Genomic DNA, 20,346 nt, shown 5'->3' on the forward strand with positions numbered 1-20,346 from the left:
CTATGAACACCTCCAAATCTCTTCTTTCCGTGCTGATGGCTTTCGTCCTGTTATTCAGCTCCTGCGCGAGCACGAAGCAGACCACGACCCAGCCCGACCTCTCGACCAACAACGGTACCGGCGCCCGCAAAACCGGCATGAGCAAAACGACCAAAGGCGGCCTGATTGGTGCCGGTAGCGGCGCAGCCGCTGGTGCTATCCTGGGCCGGGTAATCGGTGGCGGTGCCCGCGGCACGGCCATTGGCGCTATTGTGGGTGCTGCAGCCGGTGGCACCGCCGGTGCCCTGATTGGCCGCAAAATGGACAAGCAGGCCGAAGACCTGCAGCGCGACATGAAAGACGCCAAAGTTGAGCGCGTGGGCGAAGGCATTAAAATCACCTTCGACTCGGGCATTCTGTTTGACTCGAATTCGGCCACGCTGCGTCCTGCTTCCGAAACCGACATCACTAAGATGGCCGCTATCCTGCAGAAATACCCCGACACCAACGTGCTGATTGAGGGCCACACCGACAACACCGGTTCGGACGCCATCAACCAACCCCTGAGCGAGCGCCGGGCCCAGGCCGTGGCCAACTCGACCATTGCCAAAGGCGTGTCGTCGAGCCGCATCACCACGCAGGGCTATGGCTCGACCCAGCCGGTGGCCGATAACAGCACCCCCGAAGGCAAGCAGGCCAACCGTCGCGTTGAGATTGCCATCTACGCCAACGAGAAGATGAAGAAAGCTGCCGAAGAAGGCCGCTTGTAAGTTGAGCTGATTATTAGGTCAACTATAGTTGAGCTAGTTAGCAAACAACCCTAGGAAAAAGGCCGCCCAATCGGGCGGCCTTTTTTAGTGGTATTATTCTTGTGCGTAACCAATAGATTACGCGGCCCCGGTAAAACCTCTACCAAAGGGCCCGCGTTTAAATCAGCGTTGTTTTTCAACCTTAACTTTTAACCGACATGAAAACGCTCAAGGTATTTTTTCTGCTGGTGTTCTCCTTCCTGCTGCTAGCCGGCTCGGCGGCGCAGGCCCAGACGCCCAAAAAGACGTGGAGCCATAAAGCCAAAGGCGCTGCCATTGGCGGTGGCGCGGGTGCCGTAACGGGCGCAGTGCTCGGCGGTGGCAAGGGCGCCCTCATCGGCGGCGCGGCGGGGGCAGTGGGCGGTGGCCTGCTGGGCCGCCGAAAAGACAAGCGGCAGGACCCGGCCCGCTACGAGGCTTACCACAACAAGAAGAAATAGCAGGAACCGCCGACAGCAACTCTGGTGTTGTTGAGCTAAGAACGGCCTTCACTTTTAGTGGGGCCGTTTTTTTATCGCTGAGTTACGCCGTGTTACGCAACCGTAAGCGCCGCTACCGTCGAGCCTGGAAAGTTTGGCAAGGTGGTTGCAAATGGCGTACTTGCCGGCCCGTTGCCCTCCGCGGCGGTTTGCCTCAGGCCGTTTACTTATTACCCAACCCTTTTTTTTGATTATGAAATTTCTCCGCTCATCACTGACCTTCTTACTGGCACTGCTGCTGTTGGTAAACAACTTTGCCCAAGCCCAAAGCACCACCGTCTCGACTGACAAGCCGAAAGGCATGAGCAAAACCCTCAAAGGCGGCCTCATCGGCGGCTTGGGTGGCGCAGTAGCCGGCGGCGTGGCCGGCCGCCTGATTGGCGGCAAATCCGGTACCGCTAAGGGTGCCATCATTGGTGCTGCCGTGGGTGGTACCGCCGGTGCCCTCATCGGCCGCAAAATGGACAAAGCCGCTGCCGAGCTGCGCCGCGACCTGGAAGGCGCCAAAGTGGAGCGCGTGGGCGAAGGCATCAAAATCACCTTTGCTTCGGGCATCCTGTTCGCCACCAACTCGGCCAGCCTGACCCCGGACGCTGCGGGCAACGTTTCGCAACTGGCCGAAACCCTGAAGAAGTACGCCGACACCAACGTGGTAATTGAAGGCCACACAGACAACACCGGTTCGGACGCCATCAACCAGCCGCTCTCGCAGCGCCGGGCCCAGGCCGTGGCCAACACCATCATCAACGAAGGCGTGGACGCTGCCCGCATCACGGCTACCGGCTACGGCTCGACCCAGCCCGTGGCCGACAACACCACGGCCGCTGGCAAAGCGGCCAACCGTCGCGTGGAAGTAGCCATTTTCGCCAACGAGAAAATGCAGAAAGCAGCCAAGCGCGGCCAGCTCTAAGCTCCGTTATCCGGCTGCAAATCCCGTTTGCGGCATGCAATTGAACAAACCGGTGGCCGTCCTGGCCGCCGGTTTTTTTTATGGCATTTTAGCTCAACCGGTCGTCCTGCACAACCTTGCCCGGCACCGGCGGGTACAACGAGCCATGCCCGCACCCGCCGCTACCTACGCCTCGCCCGCCGCCGAAAAAGCCTGGGCCGACCACGTCATTCTCGACCATTTCTACGGCCACCTGCCGCCCGAGCCGCGCCGCACGCCCATGCGCGAGCTGGTCTCGACCATTCTTTCGCACCGCACCACCCACGCCGACGAGGAACTGGCCTACGACCGCATGCTGGAAACCTTCGGCGACTGGCCGGGGGTGCTGGCGGCGCCCACGGCCGAGCTGGCCCACGCCATTCGCACCACGCGCTGGCCCGATACGCAGGCGCCGCGCATTCAGGAAATCCTGCGCCGGATTCAGGCCGAAACCGGTGGGCCGTTTGACCTGGACTTTCTGGCCGACTGGCCGCTGGAGCGCGCCATGGCCTGGCTCACCGAAATGCCCGGCATTGGGCTAAAAACGGCGTCGCTGCTGCTGCTTTTTAACTACCACAAGCCCGTGCTCCCCGTGGATACGCACGTGCACCGGGTAGCCCAGCGCGTGGGGTTCCTGGGCCCCAAGGTGTCGGTGGAAAAGGCCCATGCGGTGCTGCTGGCGCTGCTGCCCGCCGATGCCGAAACGCTGTTCAACTTCCACAAGCACAACTACTGGCACGGGCAGCAAATTTGTTTTTTCCTGCGGCCCAACTGCCCGCGCTGCCCCCTGAAGGGCTTTTGCAACTACTACCTGGAGCATTACGGCGAAGCCACCGCTGAGGCGCTGGCTGCTACGCCTACGCAGTGGGACCCGGCTGCCTGGGGCAAGCTGCCGCATTAAGATACTCGAGCGAGGGGTTCTGGTACAACTAACTGTCATGCAGAGCGCAGCGAAGCATCTTGCCCGCTTCGTTGTGGCAGTGTTGATTATTTCCGAGGTAGAGATGCTTCGCTGCGCTCTGCATGACGGCCAGTAAGTGTTCCCTGGGCACTTCAGTAACAAGTACCTTTACACCATGCGCCTCATTAAGCACCCCGTTCTCTGCAATTACTACGTCACGTATCGCTGCAATGCGAAGTGCGCGTTTTGCGATATCTGGGAAAAGCCCTCGCCCTACATCACGCTGGAGGATGTGGCCCAAAACCTGCGCGACCTCAAGCGGCTGGGCGTTTCGGTGATTGACTTCACCGGCGGCGAGCCCCTGCTGCACCGCCAGCTACCCGAGTTCCTGGCCTTGGCGCGCGAGATGGGCTTCATCACCACCGTGACCACTAACGGGCTGCTGTATCCCAAGAACGCGGAGAAGCTGCGCGGACTGGTGGATATGCTGCACTTTTCGCTTGATTCGGCCGACCGCGCTACCCACGACCTGGGCCGTGGGGTGGCCTGCTACGATTTTGTGCTCGAAAGCATTCGCGTGGCCAAGGCGCTGGGCGAGCGGCCGGACATCCTCTTCACCGTGTTCCGCAAAAACCTGGCGGACCTCGAAGCGGTGTACCGCGGCATTACCCAGCCCAACGGCCTGGTGCTCATCCTCAACCCCGCCTTCGAATACGGCGACGTGGAAACCGGCGAGCAGCTGACGCCCGAAGAGCTGGATTACCTCTCCGCCTTCGGCAAGCGCAAAGGCGTGTACCTGAACGAAGCGTTTATTGAGCTGCGGCGCGACGGCGGCAACCACGTAGCCGCGCCCGTGTGCCGGGCCGCCAGCACCACGCTGGTCATTTCGCCCAGCAATGAGCTGGTGTTGCCCTGCTACCACCTCGGCGAGCAAAAATTTCCAATCGAAGGCAAGCTGTTTGACCTATATAACGCGCCTGAAACGCAGCGCCTGGCGGCTCTCGAAGGCCGGCTGCCGGCCTGTGAGGGCTGTACCATCAATTGCTACATGCAGCCCAGCTTCGCGGTCGAAACGAGCAAGTACTTCTGGCAGGCCCTGCCCAGCACGCTGAAGTATAACTGGGAAAAAGGCACGTGGAAGCGGTTGATTGGGGTGTAGCTGGGTTCGTAGAGCTAATGCGTCTGTCATGCAGAGCGCAGCGAAGCATCTTATCGCCGCTGAACGAGTCGTCCGAACGTGAGAAGATGCTTCGCTGCGCTCTGCATGACCAACGATTAAGTGAGTATTGAGGTAGAGATGCTTCGCTATGCTCTGCATGACGTTCTTTTGCTCACTGCTCACTGCTCACTGCTCACTGCTCACTGCTCACTGCTCACTGCTCACTGCTCAAACCTATGCCCGCCCTCATCCTCCCCGTAAACGGCCTCCATCCGCAAATTTCGCCCGACTGCTTTGTGGCTGATAATGCTACCATCGTGGGCGATGTGGTGCTGGGCCGGGGCTGCACCGTCTGGTTTACGGCTGTGATTCGCGGCGATGTGCACCGCATCCGCATCGGCGAAGAAACCAATATTCAGGATGGCGCGGTGCTGCACTGCACTTACCAGAAAGCGCCGCTCACCATTGGCAGCCGCGTGAGCATTGGGCACCGCGCCCTCGTGCACGGCTGCACCGTGGAAGATGACGTGCTCATCGGCATGGGCGCCATTGTGATGGACCACGCCGTGGTAGGCACCGGCTGCATTATCGCGGCCGGCGCGGTGGTGCTCGAGAATTTTGTGTGCGAGCCGGGGTACTTGTACGCGGGCGTGCCAGCCAAGAAAATCAAACCCGTGACGGAGGAGCAGCGGAAAGGGCTGGAGCGCACGGCCACCAATTACCAGACTTACGCAAGCTGGTTGCAGTAGGCGCAGGCTGGTGCGTGGCGGCAAATTGGCTAAAGTCGGCTCAATTTGACTTTTTAGAAACTCCTCAACGCCTGACGTGTCGGAGCTTCTTTTGCTCGGCAGTAGTCGACTTGTAAAGTCCGCAAAATGACTGTATTTATAGTCGTTGGGGCAGTTGGAGCCGCTTTTTTGCCTTCGATACGAAGAATGCAAAATCTAATGCATCCAAATTATGGCTTGGAACGAGTTGTGACTTTGGTGGTGCTTCGTTGCGCTTCTACCTCATGCTTCGTAAACAATGTCTATCTGCTGCCGCGCTGTTTGTGTGCTTTTTGGCTTCACGCTATCAGGGCTGATTGGTAGTTGCCAGCGCGCCAGTTACACATTCCAAGCCGCTAATATGCAACAACAGCCAGAGCCCAATGCTCAGGTAGCTGCTGCAGCTACGCTTGCTGAGCCCGCCGAAGCAATTGAGCTAAAATACCAAAAGGCCAGGGGCATTCACCGGCCAGCAGCGCGCCGGGTATTTCCTCGGCGCATTGAGCCAATTGCTCGCAATGTGGCGCACCCAAGCCCTTCAAAAGCCGCAGCAATGGTACCAAGGCCGCGGGTTGAGCGGCATAAGGTCTCGCATGCAACTCAGCTGGCTCAACGACCAGCGCCGGACCCTGCGCGACACTACAGCAAGGGCCTGGCCGTGCTCTTGGCGGTACTATTTGGCTATTTGGGGGCACACCTGTTTTATCTAGGCGACCGGAAGCCGGCCCTTGCCTACCTGTTGACCACGCTGGTGTGCATCGGGCTGATGCTAATCGCCGTTCCGGTGGCCAACTCGGCGGCTTTTGGTGCCGGCATGGGCGGGGCGGTTGTGGGCATTTTCCTCCTCCTGTTGGGCGCGGGCGGTATTGCTTATGTGTACCTGCGTGCGCTATTCGACGGCGTGCGCATCCTGGCCGGTGGGCTGGAGCCGGCGAATGGGAAGTTTTAACGCGGTGTTTGGCAAGTCCTGGTTACGGCGCCAAGCATAAGCCAGGCCTATACCTCGTCGCCGATGTCGTTGCGCGGCTCGGCGCGTTCGGCCACGGTGGTCACGCGCAGCTGCACCAGCTCCACGGCGCGGCGCGAGCGCTGCAGCACCCGGAACTCGTAGGGGTCGAGCACGGCCACATCGCCCACTTCCGGGATGCTGCCGTAGATGACGTTGAGCAGGCCGCCCACGGTTTCGTAGTCTTCGCCTTCGGGCAGGGGGAAGGGGAGGTATTCGTTGGCGTCGGAGATGGGCGTGGCGGGGTTTACACGGTATTCGTCCTCGGCCACTTTCTCCACCACCGGCACTTCGTTGTCGTACTCGTCCTGGATTTCGCCCACCAGCTCCTCCATGATGTCCTCGATGGTGACGATGCCCGACACGCCGCCGAACTCGTCGCTCACAATGGCCATCACAATGTGCTTGCGCTGGAACTGGCGCAGCAGCCGGTTGATTTTCTTGGTTTCGGGCACGAAGTAGGGCGGGCGCATGATGCGGGCCAGCTCCACAGGCTCGCCGCGCCGGATGATGGGCAGCAGGTCCTTCACGTTGAGCACGCCCACGATGTTGTCGATGTTGCCCTCGTACACCGGCATGCGCGAGTAGCCTTCGTTGAAGACGATGTCCAGAATCTGGTCCTCGGGCGCGTTCACGTCCAGGGCCGAGAGCTTGGTGCGGGGCACCATAATCTGCTTCACCATCCGGTCGTTGAACTGGAACACGTTCTCAATCAGCTCGTGCTCGGAGTCCTGAATCTCGCCGCTTTCCTTGCTTTGGTCCAGCAGCAGGCGCAGTTCGTCGGAGGTGTGCGCCTCGGTGCCGTGCGAGTTCTGAATGCCCACGGCGCCGAGCATCAGGTTGGAGGCTTTCGACAAGAACCACGTGAGCGGGCGCGTGATGTAGTAGAAGCCGCGCAGCGGCAGCACCAGCGCCAGGCTCACCGATTCGGGGCGCTGAATGGCCAGCGCCTTCGGGAACAGCTCGCCGAATAGTACGTGCAGAAACGTCAGGATGATAAGCCCCAGGCCCACCGCAATGCTGTGCGCCGTGAGCGGCGCCACGTGCACGCCCAGGCGCGGCATCAGCCCCAGAAATATCTCGGTGAAGAGCTCCTCGCCCACGGCACCGAGTAGCAGCGAGGCAATGGTCACGCCGAGCTGGGTAGCCGAGAGGTAGTCGTAGAGTTTGTGCAACACACCCAGTGCTTGGCTGGCCATGCGGCTGCCCTCTTTGGCTTTTATCTCCAGTTGCGAAAGGCGCACGCGAATCAGCGAGAATTCGGCAGCCACGAAAAATCCGTTTACCAGAACGAGTAAAACGGTAAATAATATCTGTAAGCCCATGTGAATGGCCCCCTCGACGCGGTCGGTCTGGGGGCCTTAGTTGCTCAAAAGTACGGAGTTTAGCGTGGGCGGTTGGTCCGTTGAACTTTCCGGCCAACAGTTTGTGGTACGGACACCCTTATTTTGTGGCCCAAAGTGCGTGTAAGCAATTGCGGAGGTAACCGTCTGCACCACGAAAGGAGCGGGAACGGATTCCGCAGCCAGCACCTTCTGCCAGGACGAAGGGGTAACACAATACACGATGCTTCTGGTTTGCAATTATGAAGAATTATTTGATGGTTAAGTTCTTGTTGCTTTGGCTGGGTGTGGTGGTTCCGGCCACCGCTCAGATACTCACGCCCACGCACCTGAGCACGGCCCTGAGCCGCCCCACGGCCAAAGTGGGGGAGGAGATTGAGTTGGTGGTGAATGCCCGCATCGACGACAAATGGCACCTCTACGCCTCCGATTTCAGCGACGAAGTGGGGCCCGTGGTCTTCACCCTGACCTTCAAACCCAGCCCAGCTTATGCGTTGGTGGGCAAGCTGCAGTCCATTAAATCGCACCACGAGCAAGACGAAGTTTTTAAAGGGGAAGTGGCTTTTTGGGAAAAAACCGGCCAGATGCGCCAGCGCATTAAAGTGCTGAAGCCCGGCCCGCTCACCATCACGGCCGCCGCCGACTACCAGAGCTGCACCACCGTGGACGGCCGCTGCGTGCCCGGCAACGAAACGCTGAGCTTCGGCCCCATCGCCGTGACGGGCGCCGCAGCCCCGGCCAAGAGTGTCGGGGCCGCCGACCCCAACCCGGGCCCCGCCAAAACAGAAGTAGCGACAGCTCCTGCGGCTGCCCCCGCAGTGGCTGCCCCGGCTGCTACGGCACCGGCCGATTCGGCCACGCAACTGGCCGCGGCCACCGCGCCGGCCCTGCCGGGCGATGACGTGCCCAGCGCTGCCCAAGATGCCAAGGTGACGGCCGCCGCGCCGGCCGCAACCGCCACGGCCCCCGAAAACCCCGTGCGCAAGGCCGGGGGGCTGTGGGGCTTTGCTTTCCTGGCCTTCACCTTTGGGCTGGCTGCGCTGGTTACGCCCTGCGTGTTTCCCATGGTGCCCATGACGGTGTCGCTCTTCACCAGCGGCAACGACAGCCGCCAGCGCGGCATCCTCAAGGCCCTGGTGTACGGGGCCAGCATTATTGGCATTTACGTGCTGATGGGCGTGCTCGTGTCGGTGCTGCTGGGCGAAGATGGTCCCAACCTCATCAGTACCCACTGGCTGCCCAACCTGATATTCTTTGCGGTCTTTGTGGTGTTCGGCCTGTCGTTTTTGGGCTTATTTGAAATCACGCTACCCCACCAAATCGTGAACACCGTGGATACCCAGGCCGACAAAGGCGGTTGGGCGGGCATCTTTTTCATGGCCCTCACGCTGGTGGTGGTGTCGTTTTCGTGCACGGCGCCCATCGTGGGAAGCATTCTGAGTCTGGCCGCCCGAGGCGAGCGGATTCAGCCCATCGTGGGCATGCTGGGCTTCTCGCTGGCGTTTGCGCTGCCCTTCACGCTGTTCGCCATTTTCCCGTCGTGGCTGAAAAGCCTGCCCCGCTCCGGCGGCTGGCTCAACACGGTGAAGGTGGTCCTGGGCTTTGTGGAGCTGATGCTGGCCCTGAAATTCCTGAGCACCGCCGACCTGGCCTACCACTGGCAACTGCTCAACCGCGACGTGTACATCGTGCTGTGGATTGTGCTGTCGGCGCTGCTGGGCTTTTATCTGCTGGGCAAGTTTCGCCTCTCGCACGACTCACCGCTCGACCACCTCAGCGTGGGCCGCTTGCTGATGGCCGTGCTGGCGTTTGCCTTCACCGTGTACCTGGTGCCGGGTTTGTTTGGGGCGCCGCTTCCCTTGCTGGCCGGCTACCTGCCGCCCCAGAGCAAGCACGATTTTTCGCTGGCTACGGCCGAAAACGGCGGTAGCCCAGCCCTGGCCGCCAGCGGCAAGACGCAGCAGTGCGAGGCACCCCGCTTTGGCGAGTTTCTGGAGCTGCCCCACAACCTCAACGGCTACTTCGACCTGGAGCAGGCCAAGCGCTGCGCCCGCCAGCAGCACAAACCCATTTTTATCGACTTCACGGGCCATGCCTGCGTGAATTGCCGCAAGATGGAAGCAACCGTGTGGAGCGACCCGCAAGTACTCGAGCGCCTACGCAACGACTACGTGGTGGTGGCGCTGTACGTGGACGACAAGACCGAGCTGCCCGAGAAAGAGTGGTACACCTCGGCCCGCGACCAGCAGCTCAAAACCACCCTGGGCAAGCAAAACGCCGACCTGCAGGTGACCCGCTACGGCTTCAACGCCCAGCCTTACTATGTGATTATCGACCCAGACGATGCCGCCAGCAAGCCCCTGATTGCGCCCATTGCCTACGAGCCCGACGTGGCCCAATTCAGCGCGTTTTTGCAGGCGGGCCTGCAGCAGTTCAGCAACCAGCGGGCGCCCGTGGCCAAGCGCTAAGCCTGCGGTCGGCCAGCTCAACTCAGGCAAAAAACGATTTTCGTTAATGACGTTAAACACGAAGAGGCGGCCCCCACCCAGAGGCCGCCTCTTCCTTGTGTGAGGCGCGCACCCACCCAGATGCGCTGCCCCCTTTTCCCCTCTTCTCCTCTGTATCCAACCACGGCCGTAGTGAAAGGAATAAACCCTTCTGTGAGGAACTTAGCCCGCAATAGCGCTGACGTATCAGCGTTTGTGAGCACCTGCTTCTCTGCTACTTGATAGCCCTGGCTTTCAGCCTTGGATTGTGACAAATGTAATAGTATAAGAGAGTTAATGCAAACGACAATGTTAAACAACGAAGAATTTGCAAAAAACTTAATTATAACCACCTAGTTTTGTATTTCCTTTAACTTCTACCTGCAGAAAATGGCCAGAAATTACGAACTTGATGATACTGACCGGAATATCCTGAATTTGCTAATTCAGGATGCCAAAATGCCGTACACCGAAATTGCCCGCAAAGTCAACGTATCGGGCGGTACTGTGCACGTGCGCATGGCCCGGCTCGAGGAAATCGGCATAGTGCAGGGAGCCACACTTCGCATTGATTATCAGAAGCTAGGCTACGGGGTAAATGCTTTCCTGGGCATTTACCTCCTGAAAAGCTCGGTGTACACCAGTGTGGTGAACCAGCTGCGTGAAATTCCGGAGGTGGTAAGCATTCACTTTACCACGGGGGCCTATGGCGTATTTGCCCGCTTAGTATGCCGCGACACCCAGCACCTGCGCGACGTGCTCCACGACCGCATTCAGCCCATCGACGGCATTGAGCGCACCGAAACGCTAATTTCCTTGGAGGAAGTTATCAACCGCCCAGCCCAACTGACTTAACTCGTCGGGTTTAGGTTGGTCGGCGGCACCTCACCCCTGCCGGGCACGGCCCCAGCCCCTCTCCAGCGGAGAGGGGAGCCTGACGTAAACTGTCATTGCGAGTGAAGCGCAGCGGAACGCGGCAATCCGTCCTCTCTCTGCGACCAGCCCTGAGAAGTGATAAAGCCTTTTATGGAGAAAGCCCCGGTACTGCGCAGTGCCGGGGCTTTTCACATTAGTAGGCTGGTCGCAGAGAGAAGACGGATTGCTTCGTTGTGCCTTCTCGCAATGACAGAACCGCGCTGCTGTGGCTTCCCTCTCCCCATTGAGAGGGGCCGTGCCCGGCAGGGGTGAGGTGCCGCCGGAGCGACGTTCTTTCCTCATGCGCCCTCATTTACTCCGCTCATCTTAAATCACCCTCTCCGGAATAGAGCCAGACCTGCCGGCGCAGCGTAATTTTGTGCCTCGCCCATGCCTACTGCCCCGCCCGCTACGCTGCTCATTCAAACCGCTTTCATTGGCGACGTTATTTTGATGACGGCGCTCCTGGAACACCTGCACCACACCGAGCCGGCTACACCAGTCGACGTGCTGGTGCGCCGCGGCAACGAGGGCCTGCTGGCCGGCCACCCGCACGTGCGCCAGGTGCTGATTTGGGATAAAAAGCACCGCAAGTATGCCGCGCTGTGGCAGCTCCTGCGCCAGATTCGGGCCACTGGCTACGGCCGGGTAGTCACCCTGCAGCGGTTCGCAAGCACGGGGTTTCTCACCGCCTTTTCGAGGGCTCCGGAGCGGGTGGGCTTCGCCAAAAACCCCTTGAGCCGGTTTTTCACCCGCCGCGTGCCGCATACTATCGGCGACGGCACCCACGAAGTAGCGCGCAACCTGGCGCTACTGGGCGCTTCGCTTAATAAAGAATTGAGGGCGAGTAATTCGTCATTCTTCATTCCTCGTTCCTCATTAACAAGGCCCAAGCTGTATCCTTCGGCCGCTGATGAAGCTACGGCCGCGACTTTTGCTGCTGGCGAGCCTTACGTGTGCCTGGCGCCCACTTCGGTGTGGTTTACCAAACAGTTTCCGGAGGAAAAGTGGCTGGAGCTGCTCGCGGCACTACCCGCTGGTTTGCGGGTGTTTCTGCTGGGCGGGCCGCCCGATGTGGCGCCCTGCGAGCGGCTGGCTGCCGCCAGCGGCCGCGCCAACGTAACCAACCTAGCCGGCAAAATGGGTCTGCTGGCCTCGGCTGCGCTCATGCGCGGAGCCCAGATGAACTACGTGAACGACTCGGCCCCGATGCACCTGTGCTCGGCCGTGGGGGCGCCCGTCACGGCGGTGTTTTGCAGTACCGTGCCCGAATTTGGGTTTGGGCCGCTCTCGCCGGTGTCCTTCATTGTACAAACCCGTGAGCCGCTGGCGTGCAAGCCCTGCGGGCTGCACGGGCACGGCGCCTGTCCGCTGGGGCACTTTCGGTGCGCTTATACCATTGAAGTAGACCAGCTGCTTCACTCCTTGAATTCGGTGGGCTAAAGAGGCAGGCGTCGCCAAAGCAATTCTGCGGGCCTGCTTGTTTATGCCTCATTACGCGCAGCGTCCGGTACCTTTGTTATTCCTATGCCCGACTACGAAATCCACGAATACCCAAACGGTATCCGCCTGCTGCACAAGCAGGTACCTCATACAAAGATTGCGCATTGCGGCTTCCTGCTCGACATTGGCTCGCGCGATGAGGCCCCGCACCAGCAGGGCCTGGCCCACTTCTGGGAGCACATGGCCTTCAAGGGCACCGAAAAGCGCAAGTCGTTCCACATTCTCAACCGCCTCGAAACTGTGGGCGGCGAGCTGAACGCCTACACCACCAAGGAAAAAATCTGCTTCTACGCCGCGCTACTCAGCACGCATTTTGAGCGCGCGTTTGAGCTCCTGACTGATTTGACGTTCAATTCGGTGTTTCCCGGCCGCGAGGTGGAGAAGGAGCGGGGCGTGATTCTGGAAGAAATGAGCATGTACCAGGACGCCCCGGAAGACGCCATTATCGATGATTTCGACACGGTGGTTTTTGGCGACCATCCGCTGGGCGTGAACATCCTGGGTACCCGCGAGAGCGTGAGCCGCTTCCAGACGGCCGACTTCCACGCCTTCCTGCAGGAGCAAATGCGCACCGACCGGCTCGTGTTCAGCTCGGTGAGCAACCTGCCCTTCAAAGAAGTGAAGCGGCTGGCTGATAAATTCCTGGCTCCGCTGCCGGCTAAAATTGGGCCGCGCGTGCGCCGCCCGGTGGGCAGCTACGAGCGCAAAACGCAGGTGGAGTCCCGGCCCATTTCGCAGGCCCACTGCCTGCTGGGCGGCCCGGCCTATTCCATTGGCCATAAGCGCCGTATCCCGTTTTTCATGCTCAACAACATCCTCGGGGGGCCGGGCATGAACTCGCGGCTCAACCTGGCCGTGCGCGAGAAATACGGCCTGGTGTACACCATCGACAGCACCTACTCGCCCTACACCGACACGGGCCTGTTCGGCATCTACTTCGGCACCGAGGGCAAGCAGGTGAAACGCACGCTGGGCCTGGTACAAAAGGAGCTGAAGCTGCTGCGCGAGAAAACCCTGACCACCAACCAGCTGCACACGGCCAAGCACCAGCTCATGGGCCAGCTTGCCATGAGCGAGGAAAGCAACAGCGGCCTGATGCAGCTTCTGGGCAAAAGCACGCTCGACCTGGGCCGCGTGGAGCCGCTGAGCGAGATTTTCGAGAAAATTGAGCTGATTTCGGCGGCCGAACTGCGCGACATGGCCAACGAAGTGCTGACGGACGAGCACCTGAGCGTGCTGCAGTATGTGCCGGAGGGGAAATGAGCCAGCCGGTATTCGGGCACGTGGGCAGCTACCGGCCCGGCGATACCTTTCGCAACCGCATCGACCTATCGCTGAGTGGGGTGCACCGGCCGCGCCGCACGGGTGTGTGCGGCACCCAATTGCTGGGTGCCGAAAGCATCGTCTTGGCTGGGCAGTACGAGGAGGATGACTTTGGGGAGGATGAAATTCTGTATTCCGGCAACGGGGGGCGCGACCCCAAAACCGGCCGCCAAATCATGGACCAGATGGCTACCACCGGCATTCTGGCCTTGCTGAAGAGTATCGAAACCAAGCTACCCGTGCGCGTGATGCGCAAAGTGCCCGCTGAAGGCGATGGGTTGGACGTGTACCGATACGAAGGCCTGTACCAAGTGGTGGACTTCACCTACGGGCCCGGGAAATCGGGCTTTCAGGTATACGTTTTCCGGCTGCGGCCTATTTTTTGAAAATCGTCAGCCGTAATCGGCTGTCATGCTGTGCGCAGCGCAGCATCTTATCACCGCTGAACTAACTGTTCGAACCTGATAAGATGCTTCGCAAGCTCAGCATGACAGCCGACTGCGCGACTAGCTACTTATGGCTATTTAATGACCAACAACGACCCCATCCAGGCCTACGCCGAGCAGCACACAGCGCCCGAGCCGCCGCTGCTGGCCCAGCTCACCCGCGAAACCCACTTGCAAACCCTGCTGCCGCGCATGAGCAGCGGCCACCTGCAGGGACGGTTTTTGAGCATGTTGAGCCACCTCATGCGGCCTCGGCGGGTGCTGGAAATTGGCACCTTTTGCGGGTATGCCACGCTGTGCCTGGCCGAGGGACTGGCCGCTAACGGGCTGTTGCACACCATCGAAATCGACCCCGAGCGCGAGGCGCGCATTCGGCGGTACGTGGCGGCGGCCGGTATTACGGAGCAGGTGCGCCTGCACATTGGCGCAGCGCTCGACGTTTTGCCGGGCTTGGTCGATGAAGTGTGGGACTTGGTCTTTATTGACGCCGACAAGCGGAGCAACGACGCTTATTTTGAGGCAGTCATCGGGCAGGTGCGCCCGGGCGGGTTGCTCATCGTCGACAATGTGCTGTGGAGCGGCAAGGTGCTGCCCACGCACGAAGTGAAAAGCGGGGACAAGGACACGCCTTTTGTTCGGGCTTTCAACGACAAGATGGCCCAGGACGCACGGGTGGAGCCGGTTTTTCTGCCTCTGCGCGATGGGCTGCTGCTGTTGCGTAAAAAGTAGCCCAATTGCCCGCTTGACTGGTTTGCAAGCCCTGGCTGGCCGAATGCCGTCAGGTGTGTTTCCGTTGCTTTATCCAGTTCTATGCGGCTCGTATCCTTACTCGTTTTTCTGTTGATTGGGCTGGCGGCCCGGGCCCAGGCCCCCACCACGGTGAGCGGGCGCGTGACCGACGGGAAAGACCAGTCGCCGCTCATCGGGGCCAACGTGCTGCTAATACACCTACCCGACTCGGTGAAAACCGGAGCTTCGGCTGATGCGGAGGGCCGCTTTCAGTTCGACAATGTGGCCGCGGGCCGCTACGTGCTCGATGCCTCCTTTGTGGGTTACCAGAAGCTAAGCCAGGCCGTGACCGTAAATGGGGCGCCGGTGCAGCTGGGGGCGCTGGCCCTGCAGGCGGGCGGGGTGCAGCTCAAGGGCGTGGTGGTGACGGGCCAGGCCGCGCAATCGGTGCAGAAGGGCGATACCACGCAGTTCAACGCCAAGGCGTTCAAAACCAACCCCGACGCCAACGCGCAGGACCTCATCACGAAGATGCCCGGCGTGAGCGTAGGCACCGACGGCAAAGTGCAGGCCCAGGGCGAAAACGTGCAGCGCGTGCTGGTCGACGGCAAGGAATTTTTCGGCAACGACCCCGACGCCGTGCTCAAAAACCTGCCCGCCGAAATGGTGGACAAGGTGGAGGTATTTGACCAGCGCAGCGAGCAGAGCCGCTTTTCGGGCTTCGACGATGGCAACACAACCAAGACCATCAACATCGTGACCAAGGTGGAATTCCGCAGCGGCACCTTTGGGCGGGTGGTGGCCGGCGCGGGCCCCGACCGCTACAAAGCCAGCGGCAACGTGAACAACTTCAAGGGCGACCGCCGGGTGTCGGTGCTGGCGCAGTCCAACAACGTGAACGAGCAGAACTTCGGCACTGAGGACTTGCTGGGCGTGGTGGGCAACTCCAACCAGGGCGGCGGGGGCCGGGGTGGCCGGGGTGGAGGAGGTGGCCAGGGCGGCGGGGGCAACGGCGGCAATGCCGGCGACTTCCTGGTAAACCAGAGCGGCGGCATCACCAAAACCAACGCCGTGGGCCTGAACTATTCGAACTCTTGGAACAAGAAGACCGACATGTCGGCCAGCTACTTCTTCAACCGGGCCAACAACACGCTGCTCAGCAGCACCCAGCGCCAGTACGTGCTGCCCCAGCAGGCCAGCACCACCTACACCCAAAGCGCCAACACCAACGGCCTCAACACCAACCAGCGCTTCAACATGCGCCTGGAGCACAAGATTGACTCGGCCAATTCCATCCTGTTCCGGCCGCGCTTCAGCTACCAGCAAAACGATGCGGGCAGCAACGTGGTGGGCCTCACCCGCCGCAGCGGCACCGAGCAAAGCCGCATCACGAGCAACTACGCTTCGGATAACGAGGGCCTGAACACCGGCGGCGACCTGCTGCTGCGCCACCGTTTTCCCAAGGCCGGCCGCACCGCCAGCCTGAGCATCGGCGGTACCTACAGCCAGCGCGACGGCAACACCACCCTGCGCACCCTGGACACGGGCTCGGCGCTGAACAGCCTCAACCAGACCAGTACGCTGCGGCAGCACGGCGGCAGCATGAATGCAAACTTGTCCTTGACCGAGGCGTTGACCAAGCAGGACGTGCTGCAGGGCAACTACGCCATCAACTACGCGCCGAATAGCTCCAGCAAGTACACCTACGACCTACTGACCGGCGACACCAAGCAGCAGAACGACGCCCTGAGCAACGTGTTCGATAACTACTACCTCACGCAGTCGGGCGGGGTGACTTACCGGCACATCACGCCCAAGTACCAGGCCAGCGTGGGCCTGTCGGGGCAGTATTCGGAGCTGTACAGCGACGCGCAGTTTCCGCGGGCCAGCATCGGGCGCTACTACTTCGTAAACGTGCTGCCCAACGCCAACGTCAACTACCGCTTCACGCGGCAGAAAAACCTGCGCTTTAACTACCGCACCAACACCAACCCGCCCAGCGTGAGCCAGCTGCAGGCCGTGGTGAACAATTCCAACCCTTTGCAGCTGACCATCGGCAACCCCACGCTACGCCAGGAATTTCAGCACTCCGTAAACTTCCGCTACACGGCGTCGAGCCCGGAGGTAGCCAGCAACTTCTTCGCGCTGCTCTCGGGTTCCTACACCCAGAATCCGATTTCTAATCGCACGCTGGTGGCTTCCCGCGACACCACCGTGGTGCCGGAGGGCGCGCCCGGCGTGCGCCTGCCGGCCGGGGGCCAGCTCACCCAGCCCACCAACCTGAGCCAGCAGTACACCGTGCGCTCGCTCATTAGCTACGGCCGGCCCATCAAGCCCATCAAAACCAACGTGAACCTGAGCGCCAACGCCAACTTCACCCAGACGCCTGGCATCGTGAACGGCGGCCTGAACTACGCCCGCGTGCCCTCGTTCGGGGCCGGCCTCACGCTCAGCTCCAACATCAGCCCCAATCTAGACTTTACTGCCTCTACCACGTCGAGCCAGAACTTCGTGCGCAATACCCTGCAGGCCAAGCTTAATACCAACTACTTCGCGCAGGTTACCCGCTTTCGGTTGGGCTGGATTGTGGGGCCGGGCATCAACTTCCAAACCGACTTGGTGCACCAGGCTTACTCGGGCCTTTCGGCCGGCTACAACCAGCAGTACCTGCTCTGGAATGCCAGCCTGGGCAAAAAAATCTTTCCCGGCCAGCGCGGCGAAATCAAGGTGTATGCCTTCGACTTGCTGGGCCAGAACCGCGCTATCCAGCGCAACGTGACGGAGGCTTATTACGAGGACGTGCAAACCACCATTTTGCAGCGCTACTTCATGCTGATGTTTACCTACAACATCCGCAGCGGCAATGTGGTGGCTCCCTCCAGCGGCGGCGAGGGCCGGCGTGAGCGGGGCTTTGGGCAGCCCGGCGGCTACGGCCGGCCCGATGGTGGCGCAGCTCCCGCGGGCGGCCCGCCGGCTGGTGGCCCTCCCGGTGGCGGCCCGCAGTAGGGCAGTGTCCGGCTTTCTGGCCAAAATTCAGGTTCTTTGTAGCTTCCGGGCAGGAGGTGGCCGCGGTGGCCGCCTCCTGCCCGCGTTGTTTATGCGAAATCCTGTTGTCTTGTTATTGCTGCTGGTCCTGGCCGGGCCCGTGGCGGCTCAACCTGCCGCGCCGCTCGCTCACCCCACGGTGCCCGCCACCATGGATGTGGCCGGGATACATCTCGTGCTGAATGAGGAAGCTCAGCGCCTGGTGCAGCAAAAGGCCGATGGCCTGAGCCGCCACCAGCCCTCGTTTCAAGCCCGCGTGGACCTGGCCGATGCGTCCTTTCCCATCATCGACCGGGTACTGAAAGAAGAAGGCGTGCCCCTGGATTTCCGCTACCTGGCCTTGCAGGAAAGCGCCCTGCTCGGCGATGCCCAGAGCGTGCACGAAGCCGTGGGCTACTGGCAGCTCAAGCGCGAAACAGCCGTCGGCCTGGGTTTGCTGGTGAACGACGACGTGGACGAGCGCAAGCACCTTACGGCCAGCACCCGCGCGGCCGCCCGCTACCTCGCCCGCAACAATGCCACCTTGCACAACTGGGTGAATGCCTTGCTCAGCTACAACACCGGCCTGAGCGGCGTGAAGCCCTACATCCTGCCCACCGACGTCGATGCTACCGAAATGGCCATCACCGAGGCGACGTCGGTTTACGTGCTGACCTTTCTAGCTCAGAAAGTGGCCTTTGAACCCGCCTGCGGCCTGAACCCCAGGCCCCCGCTGCGCCTGCAGGAGTTTCCCGCCACCGCCGGCCAAACCCTCGAAGCCCAGGCCCAGCTCCTGCACGTGGAGCCTGACGCCCTGGCCATGCACAACCGCTGGCTGCTGGCCGGTGCCGTGCCCGCCGACCGGCCCTACACGCTCATCGTGCCCATCGGCGATGTGACCCAGGCCGCTGGAATCGTGGCCAACCAGCGCCTCCAGAGCCGCGGTGAGCTGCTCACCGCGCCAGCCGTAGCCGCCAACACAGCCGAAGTGCGCCTGAACGACCTGCGTGCCCTGATTGCGCTGCCCGGCGAAACCACCGCCGACCTGGCCAAACGTGGGGGCCGGAAGCTGCGGGAATTCCTGCGCGACAACGAGCTGACGGCTTTCGACGTGGCCGTGACCGGCCGGCCGTATTACCTGCAGCGCAAGCGCGACGTGGGCGCCGTGGAGTACTACGTGGTGCAGCCCGGCGAAACCATGTTCGACGTGGCGCAGAAGTACGGCATTCGCAAAAAGGCGATTTTGGCCAAAAACCGGATGTCTCGCATCGAACAACCCAGCCCGGGCCGGGTGCTGTGGCTGCGGCACGTGCGGCCCCGCGAAGTGGCCGTGGAGTACCGCCGCTTGCCCGAAGGCAAAGGCATCGAAGGCTCGGCTACGGCCAGCCGTGCCATGGCCGATGACCAAATGATGGCCCCCGAGCCCGTGAAGACTGCTCCCACCCGCCACGAGACAGCCCGCGCCATAGCCAAAAGAAAAGCTACCCCCGGCAAAGACGAAGAAGCCGAGGCCAGCGACGGTTGGGGAGAATCCATATCCGGAACGAATACGCCCCCGGCCGCCTCGGTGCCTGCTGTAGCATCTGTGCCGTCCGTACCTGCCCCGCCCATGAGGCCGCCGGCCGTGCGCCCTGCCGCGCCGGAGCCTGTGGCAGCCCAACTGCCACCTCCTGCTTCGGCCCCAGCCCCCGCGCCCCTGGCTGACGAGCCCCGCACCGCTGAGCTGGAGGTTGAGCCAGAAATTGAGCCAACGGTGAGTAATTCTCCCGTAGTTGAGCAGGCGCCGGCCGTAACACCAGCGCCTGTGGGACCACCATTTAAGCCAGTAGCAGCACCAGCTAAGCCAGTGGTAGTGACCGCTGCCCCGCGCCCCATTGCGCCTAAGCCTGCCGCGCCCCCCGTAATCACGCCCGCAGCTACTCCCGCGGCTGTTGCTAACGAAGCTTCCCACCGGGTTGAGCCGGGCGAAACGGTGTACTCCATCAGCCGGCGCTACCAGGTTCCTCCGGCTACCCTCATGGCCCTAAACCACCTCACGCTGCCGGCGAACCTGGCAGTAGGGCAGGTGTTGGTCCTGAAGTCGCAGGAACTGCCGGTTCCAGCAGTTGCCGCCGCTCCGGTAGCAACTCCAGTCGCTTCCACGCGCCCAGCCAACCAAGCCACCAACCGCCCCAACCCGGCGATTTATGTTCCGAAGGCTGCAGCTCCGCAAGCTGCTCCCGCGCCGACGCCTGCGGCCGGAACCACCATTGAGCACACCGTTGCCAAAGGCGAAACTCTATACAGCATTGCCCGCCGGTATGAGGTAAAAGTGGCTGACATTCAGGCCCTGAATGGTAAGCTAGATGGCAACGTGAAAGTGGGGGAGGTGCTGCGCATCCAGGCCAGCGCCAAATAGTTGGAAGCCTGTGTAGGAATGCGCCTTGGCGCGTTCAATTATTGAACAGTTTTGACTGGTGTTGCGCTAGTGCTGTTCTGAATCAAAAAGTTCTGCCGCCGAACGCACCAAGGCACGTTCCCACACGGCCATTTATGCTTGCCACGGAGGA

Annotated in this window: 16 protein-coding genes; 15 read left to right on the forward strand and 1 reads right to left on the reverse strand. The window is 61.2% G+C overall.

The window, feature by feature from the left end; translation table 11 throughout:
* Nucleotides 1–2 precede the first annotated feature (2 nt).
* The 7 genes from AUC43_RS09640 (at nt 3) to AUC43_RS20935 (ending at nt 5,971) form a co-directional block, all read left to right on the forward strand.
* Nucleotides 3–749, forward strand: coding sequence for a YiaD family glycine zipper/OmpA-like lipoprotein (locus tag AUC43_RS09640; protein WP_068192395.1), 747 nt, complete (start codon nt 3–5; stop codon nt 747–749).
* Nucleotides 750–946: 197 nt separating this feature from the next.
* A complete protein-coding gene (locus tag AUC43_RS09645; protein ID WP_068192398.1) occupies nt 947–1,228 on the forward strand; it encodes a YMGG-like glycine zipper-containing protein in 282 nt (93 codons plus the stop codon).
* Nucleotides 1,229–1,460: 232 nt separating this feature from the next.
* Nucleotides 1,461–2,177: a YiaD family glycine zipper/OmpA-like lipoprotein gene (locus AUC43_RS09650; protein WP_068192401.1), complete on the forward strand. Its 717-nt coding sequence runs from the start codon at nt 1,461–1,463 to the stop codon at nt 2,175–2,177.
* A gap of 34 nt (nt 2,178–2,211) precedes the next feature.
* Complete coding sequence (locus AUC43_RS09655) at nt 2,212–3,096, forward strand: endonuclease III domain-containing protein (RefSeq protein ID WP_233254144.1); 885 nt, start codon at nt 2,212–2,214, stop codon at nt 3,094–3,096.
* Nucleotides 3,097–3,271: 175 nt separating this feature from the next.
* On the forward strand, nt 3,272–4,255 hold the full coding sequence (locus tag AUC43_RS09660) for a radical SAM protein (RefSeq protein ID WP_068198448.1): 984 nt from the start codon (nt 3,272–3,274) through the stop codon (nt 4,253–4,255).
* 236 nt (nt 4,256–4,491) lie between these two features.
* Entirely contained in the window at nt 4,492–5,004 is a 513-nt protein-coding gene (locus AUC43_RS09665) for a gamma carbonic anhydrase family protein (protein WP_068192404.1), read from the forward strand.
* 571 nt (nt 5,005–5,575) lie between these two features.
* A complete protein-coding gene (locus AUC43_RS20935) occupies nt 5,576–5,971 on the forward strand; it encodes an NINE protein (RefSeq protein WP_071885862.1) in 396 nt (131 codons plus the stop codon).
* 47 nt (nt 5,972–6,018) lie between these two features.
* Here AUC43_RS20935 and AUC43_RS09675 read toward each other — a convergent pair whose 3' ends face one another.
* On the reverse strand, nt 6,019–7,353 hold the full coding sequence (locus tag AUC43_RS09675) for a hemolysin family protein (protein WP_068192411.1): 1,335 nt from the start codon (nt 7,351–7,353) through the stop codon (nt 6,019–6,021).
* A 260-nt stretch (nt 7,354–7,613) separates the two neighbouring features.
* Here AUC43_RS09675 and AUC43_RS09680 point away from each other — a divergent pair, with 260 nt between their 5' ends.
* The 8 genes from AUC43_RS09680 to AUC43_RS09715 all read left to right on the forward strand — a co-directional run bounded on the left by AUC43_RS09680 (nt 7,614) and on the right by AUC43_RS09715 (nt 20,195).
* Nucleotides 7,614–9,839 carry a protein-disulfide reductase DsbD family protein gene (locus AUC43_RS09680; RefSeq protein ID WP_068192415.1) on the forward strand — a complete coding sequence of 742 codons (2,226 nt, stop codon included), beginning with the start codon at nt 7,614–7,616 and terminating at the stop codon, nt 9,837–9,839.
* A 408-nt stretch (nt 9,840–10,247) separates the two neighbouring features.
* A complete protein-coding gene (locus AUC43_RS09685; protein ID WP_068192418.1) occupies nt 10,248–10,712 on the forward strand; it encodes an Lrp/AsnC ligand binding domain-containing protein in 465 nt (154 codons plus the stop codon).
* Between the two features lie 450 nt (nt 10,713–11,162).
* The gene (locus tag AUC43_RS09690; protein WP_068192420.1) at nt 11,163–12,215 is read left to right on the forward strand and encodes a glycosyltransferase family 9 protein; all 1,053 of its coding nucleotides are present in this window, start codon (nt 11,163–11,165) and stop codon (nt 12,213–12,215) included.
* An 84-nt stretch (nt 12,216–12,299) separates the two neighbouring features.
* On the forward strand, nt 12,300–13,538 hold the full coding sequence (locus AUC43_RS09695; RefSeq protein ID WP_068192422.1) for a M16 family metallopeptidase: 1,239 nt from the start codon (nt 12,300–12,302) through the stop codon (nt 13,536–13,538).
* Complete coding sequence (locus tag AUC43_RS09700) at nt 13,535–13,984, forward strand: YDG/SRA domain-containing protein (protein ID WP_068192425.1); 450 nt, start codon at nt 13,535–13,537, stop codon at nt 13,982–13,984. The genes AUC43_RS09695 and AUC43_RS09700 overlap by 4 nt, the downstream gene beginning before the upstream one ends.
* 141 nt (nt 13,985–14,125) lie before the next feature.
* Nucleotides 14,126–14,773, forward strand: coding sequence for an O-methyltransferase (locus AUC43_RS09705; protein ID WP_068192428.1), 648 nt, complete (start codon nt 14,126–14,128; stop codon nt 14,771–14,773).
* 81 nt (nt 14,774–14,854) lie between these two features.
* On the forward strand, nt 14,855–17,779 hold the full coding sequence (locus tag AUC43_RS09710) for an outer membrane beta-barrel protein (RefSeq protein WP_071885863.1): 2,925 nt from the start codon (nt 14,855–14,857) through the stop codon (nt 17,777–17,779).
* 91 nt (nt 17,780–17,870) lie between these two features.
* Nucleotides 17,871–20,195, forward strand: a complete 2,325-nt coding sequence (locus AUC43_RS09715; RefSeq protein ID WP_199243529.1) for a LysM peptidoglycan-binding domain-containing protein — start codon at nt 17,871–17,873, stop codon at nt 20,193–20,195.
* Nucleotides 20,196–20,346: the final 151 nt, after the last annotated feature.

It is taken from the genome of Hymenobacter sedentarius, from assembly GCF_001507645.1.
GTDB classification, from domain to species: Bacteria; Bacteroidota; Bacteroidia; order Cytophagales; family Hymenobacteraceae; genus Hymenobacter; species Hymenobacter sedentarius.

Coding starts and splice junctions, on each gene's coding strand:
- AUC43_RS09640 (WP_068192395.1), top strand. CDS start 3: ATGAACACCTCCAAATCTCTTCTTTCCGTGCTGATGGCTTTCGTCCTG.
- AUC43_RS09645 (WP_068192398.1), top strand. CDS start 947: ATGAAAACGCTCAAGGTATTTTTTCTGCTGGTGTTCTCCTTCCTGCTG.
- AUC43_RS09650 (WP_068192401.1), top strand. CDS start 1,461: ATGAAATTTCTCCGCTCATCACTGACCTTCTTACTGGCACTGCTGCTG.
- AUC43_RS09655 (WP_233254144.1), top strand. CDS start 2,212: ATGCAATTGAACAAACCGGTGGCCGTCCTGGCCGCCGGTTTTTTTTAT.
- AUC43_RS09660 (WP_068198448.1), top strand. CDS start 3,272: ATGCGCCTCATTAAGCACCCCGTTCTCTGCAATTACTACGTCACGTAT.
- AUC43_RS09665 (WP_068192404.1), top strand. CDS start 4,492: ATGCCCGCCCTCATCCTCCCCGTAAACGGCCTCCATCCGCAAATTTCG.
- AUC43_RS20935 (WP_071885862.1), top strand. CDS start 5,576: ATGGTACCAAGGCCGCGGGTTGAGCGGCATAAGGTCTCGCATGCAACT.
- AUC43_RS09675 (WP_068192411.1), bottom strand. CDS start 7,353: ATGGGCTTACAGATATTATTTACCGTTTTACTCGTTCTGGTAAACGGA.
- AUC43_RS09680 (WP_068192415.1), top strand. CDS start 7,614: ATGAAGAATTATTTGATGGTTAAGTTCTTGTTGCTTTGGCTGGGTGTG.
- AUC43_RS09685 (WP_068192418.1), top strand. CDS start 10,248: ATGGCCAGAAATTACGAACTTGATGATACTGACCGGAATATCCTGAAT.
- AUC43_RS09690 (WP_068192420.1), top strand. CDS start 11,163: ATGCCTACTGCCCCGCCCGCTACGCTGCTCATTCAAACCGCTTTCATT.
- AUC43_RS09695 (WP_068192422.1), top strand. CDS start 12,300: ATGCCCGACTACGAAATCCACGAATACCCAAACGGTATCCGCCTGCTG.
- AUC43_RS09700 (WP_068192425.1), top strand. CDS start 13,535: ATGAGCCAGCCGGTATTCGGGCACGTGGGCAGCTACCGGCCCGGCGAT.
- AUC43_RS09705 (WP_068192428.1), top strand. CDS start 14,126: ATGACCAACAACGACCCCATCCAGGCCTACGCCGAGCAGCACACAGCG.
- AUC43_RS09710 (WP_071885863.1), top strand. CDS start 14,855: ATGCGGCTCGTATCCTTACTCGTTTTTCTGTTGATTGGGCTGGCGGCC.
- AUC43_RS09715 (WP_199243529.1), top strand. CDS start 17,871: ATGCGAAATCCTGTTGTCTTGTTATTGCTGCTGGTCCTGGCCGGGCCC.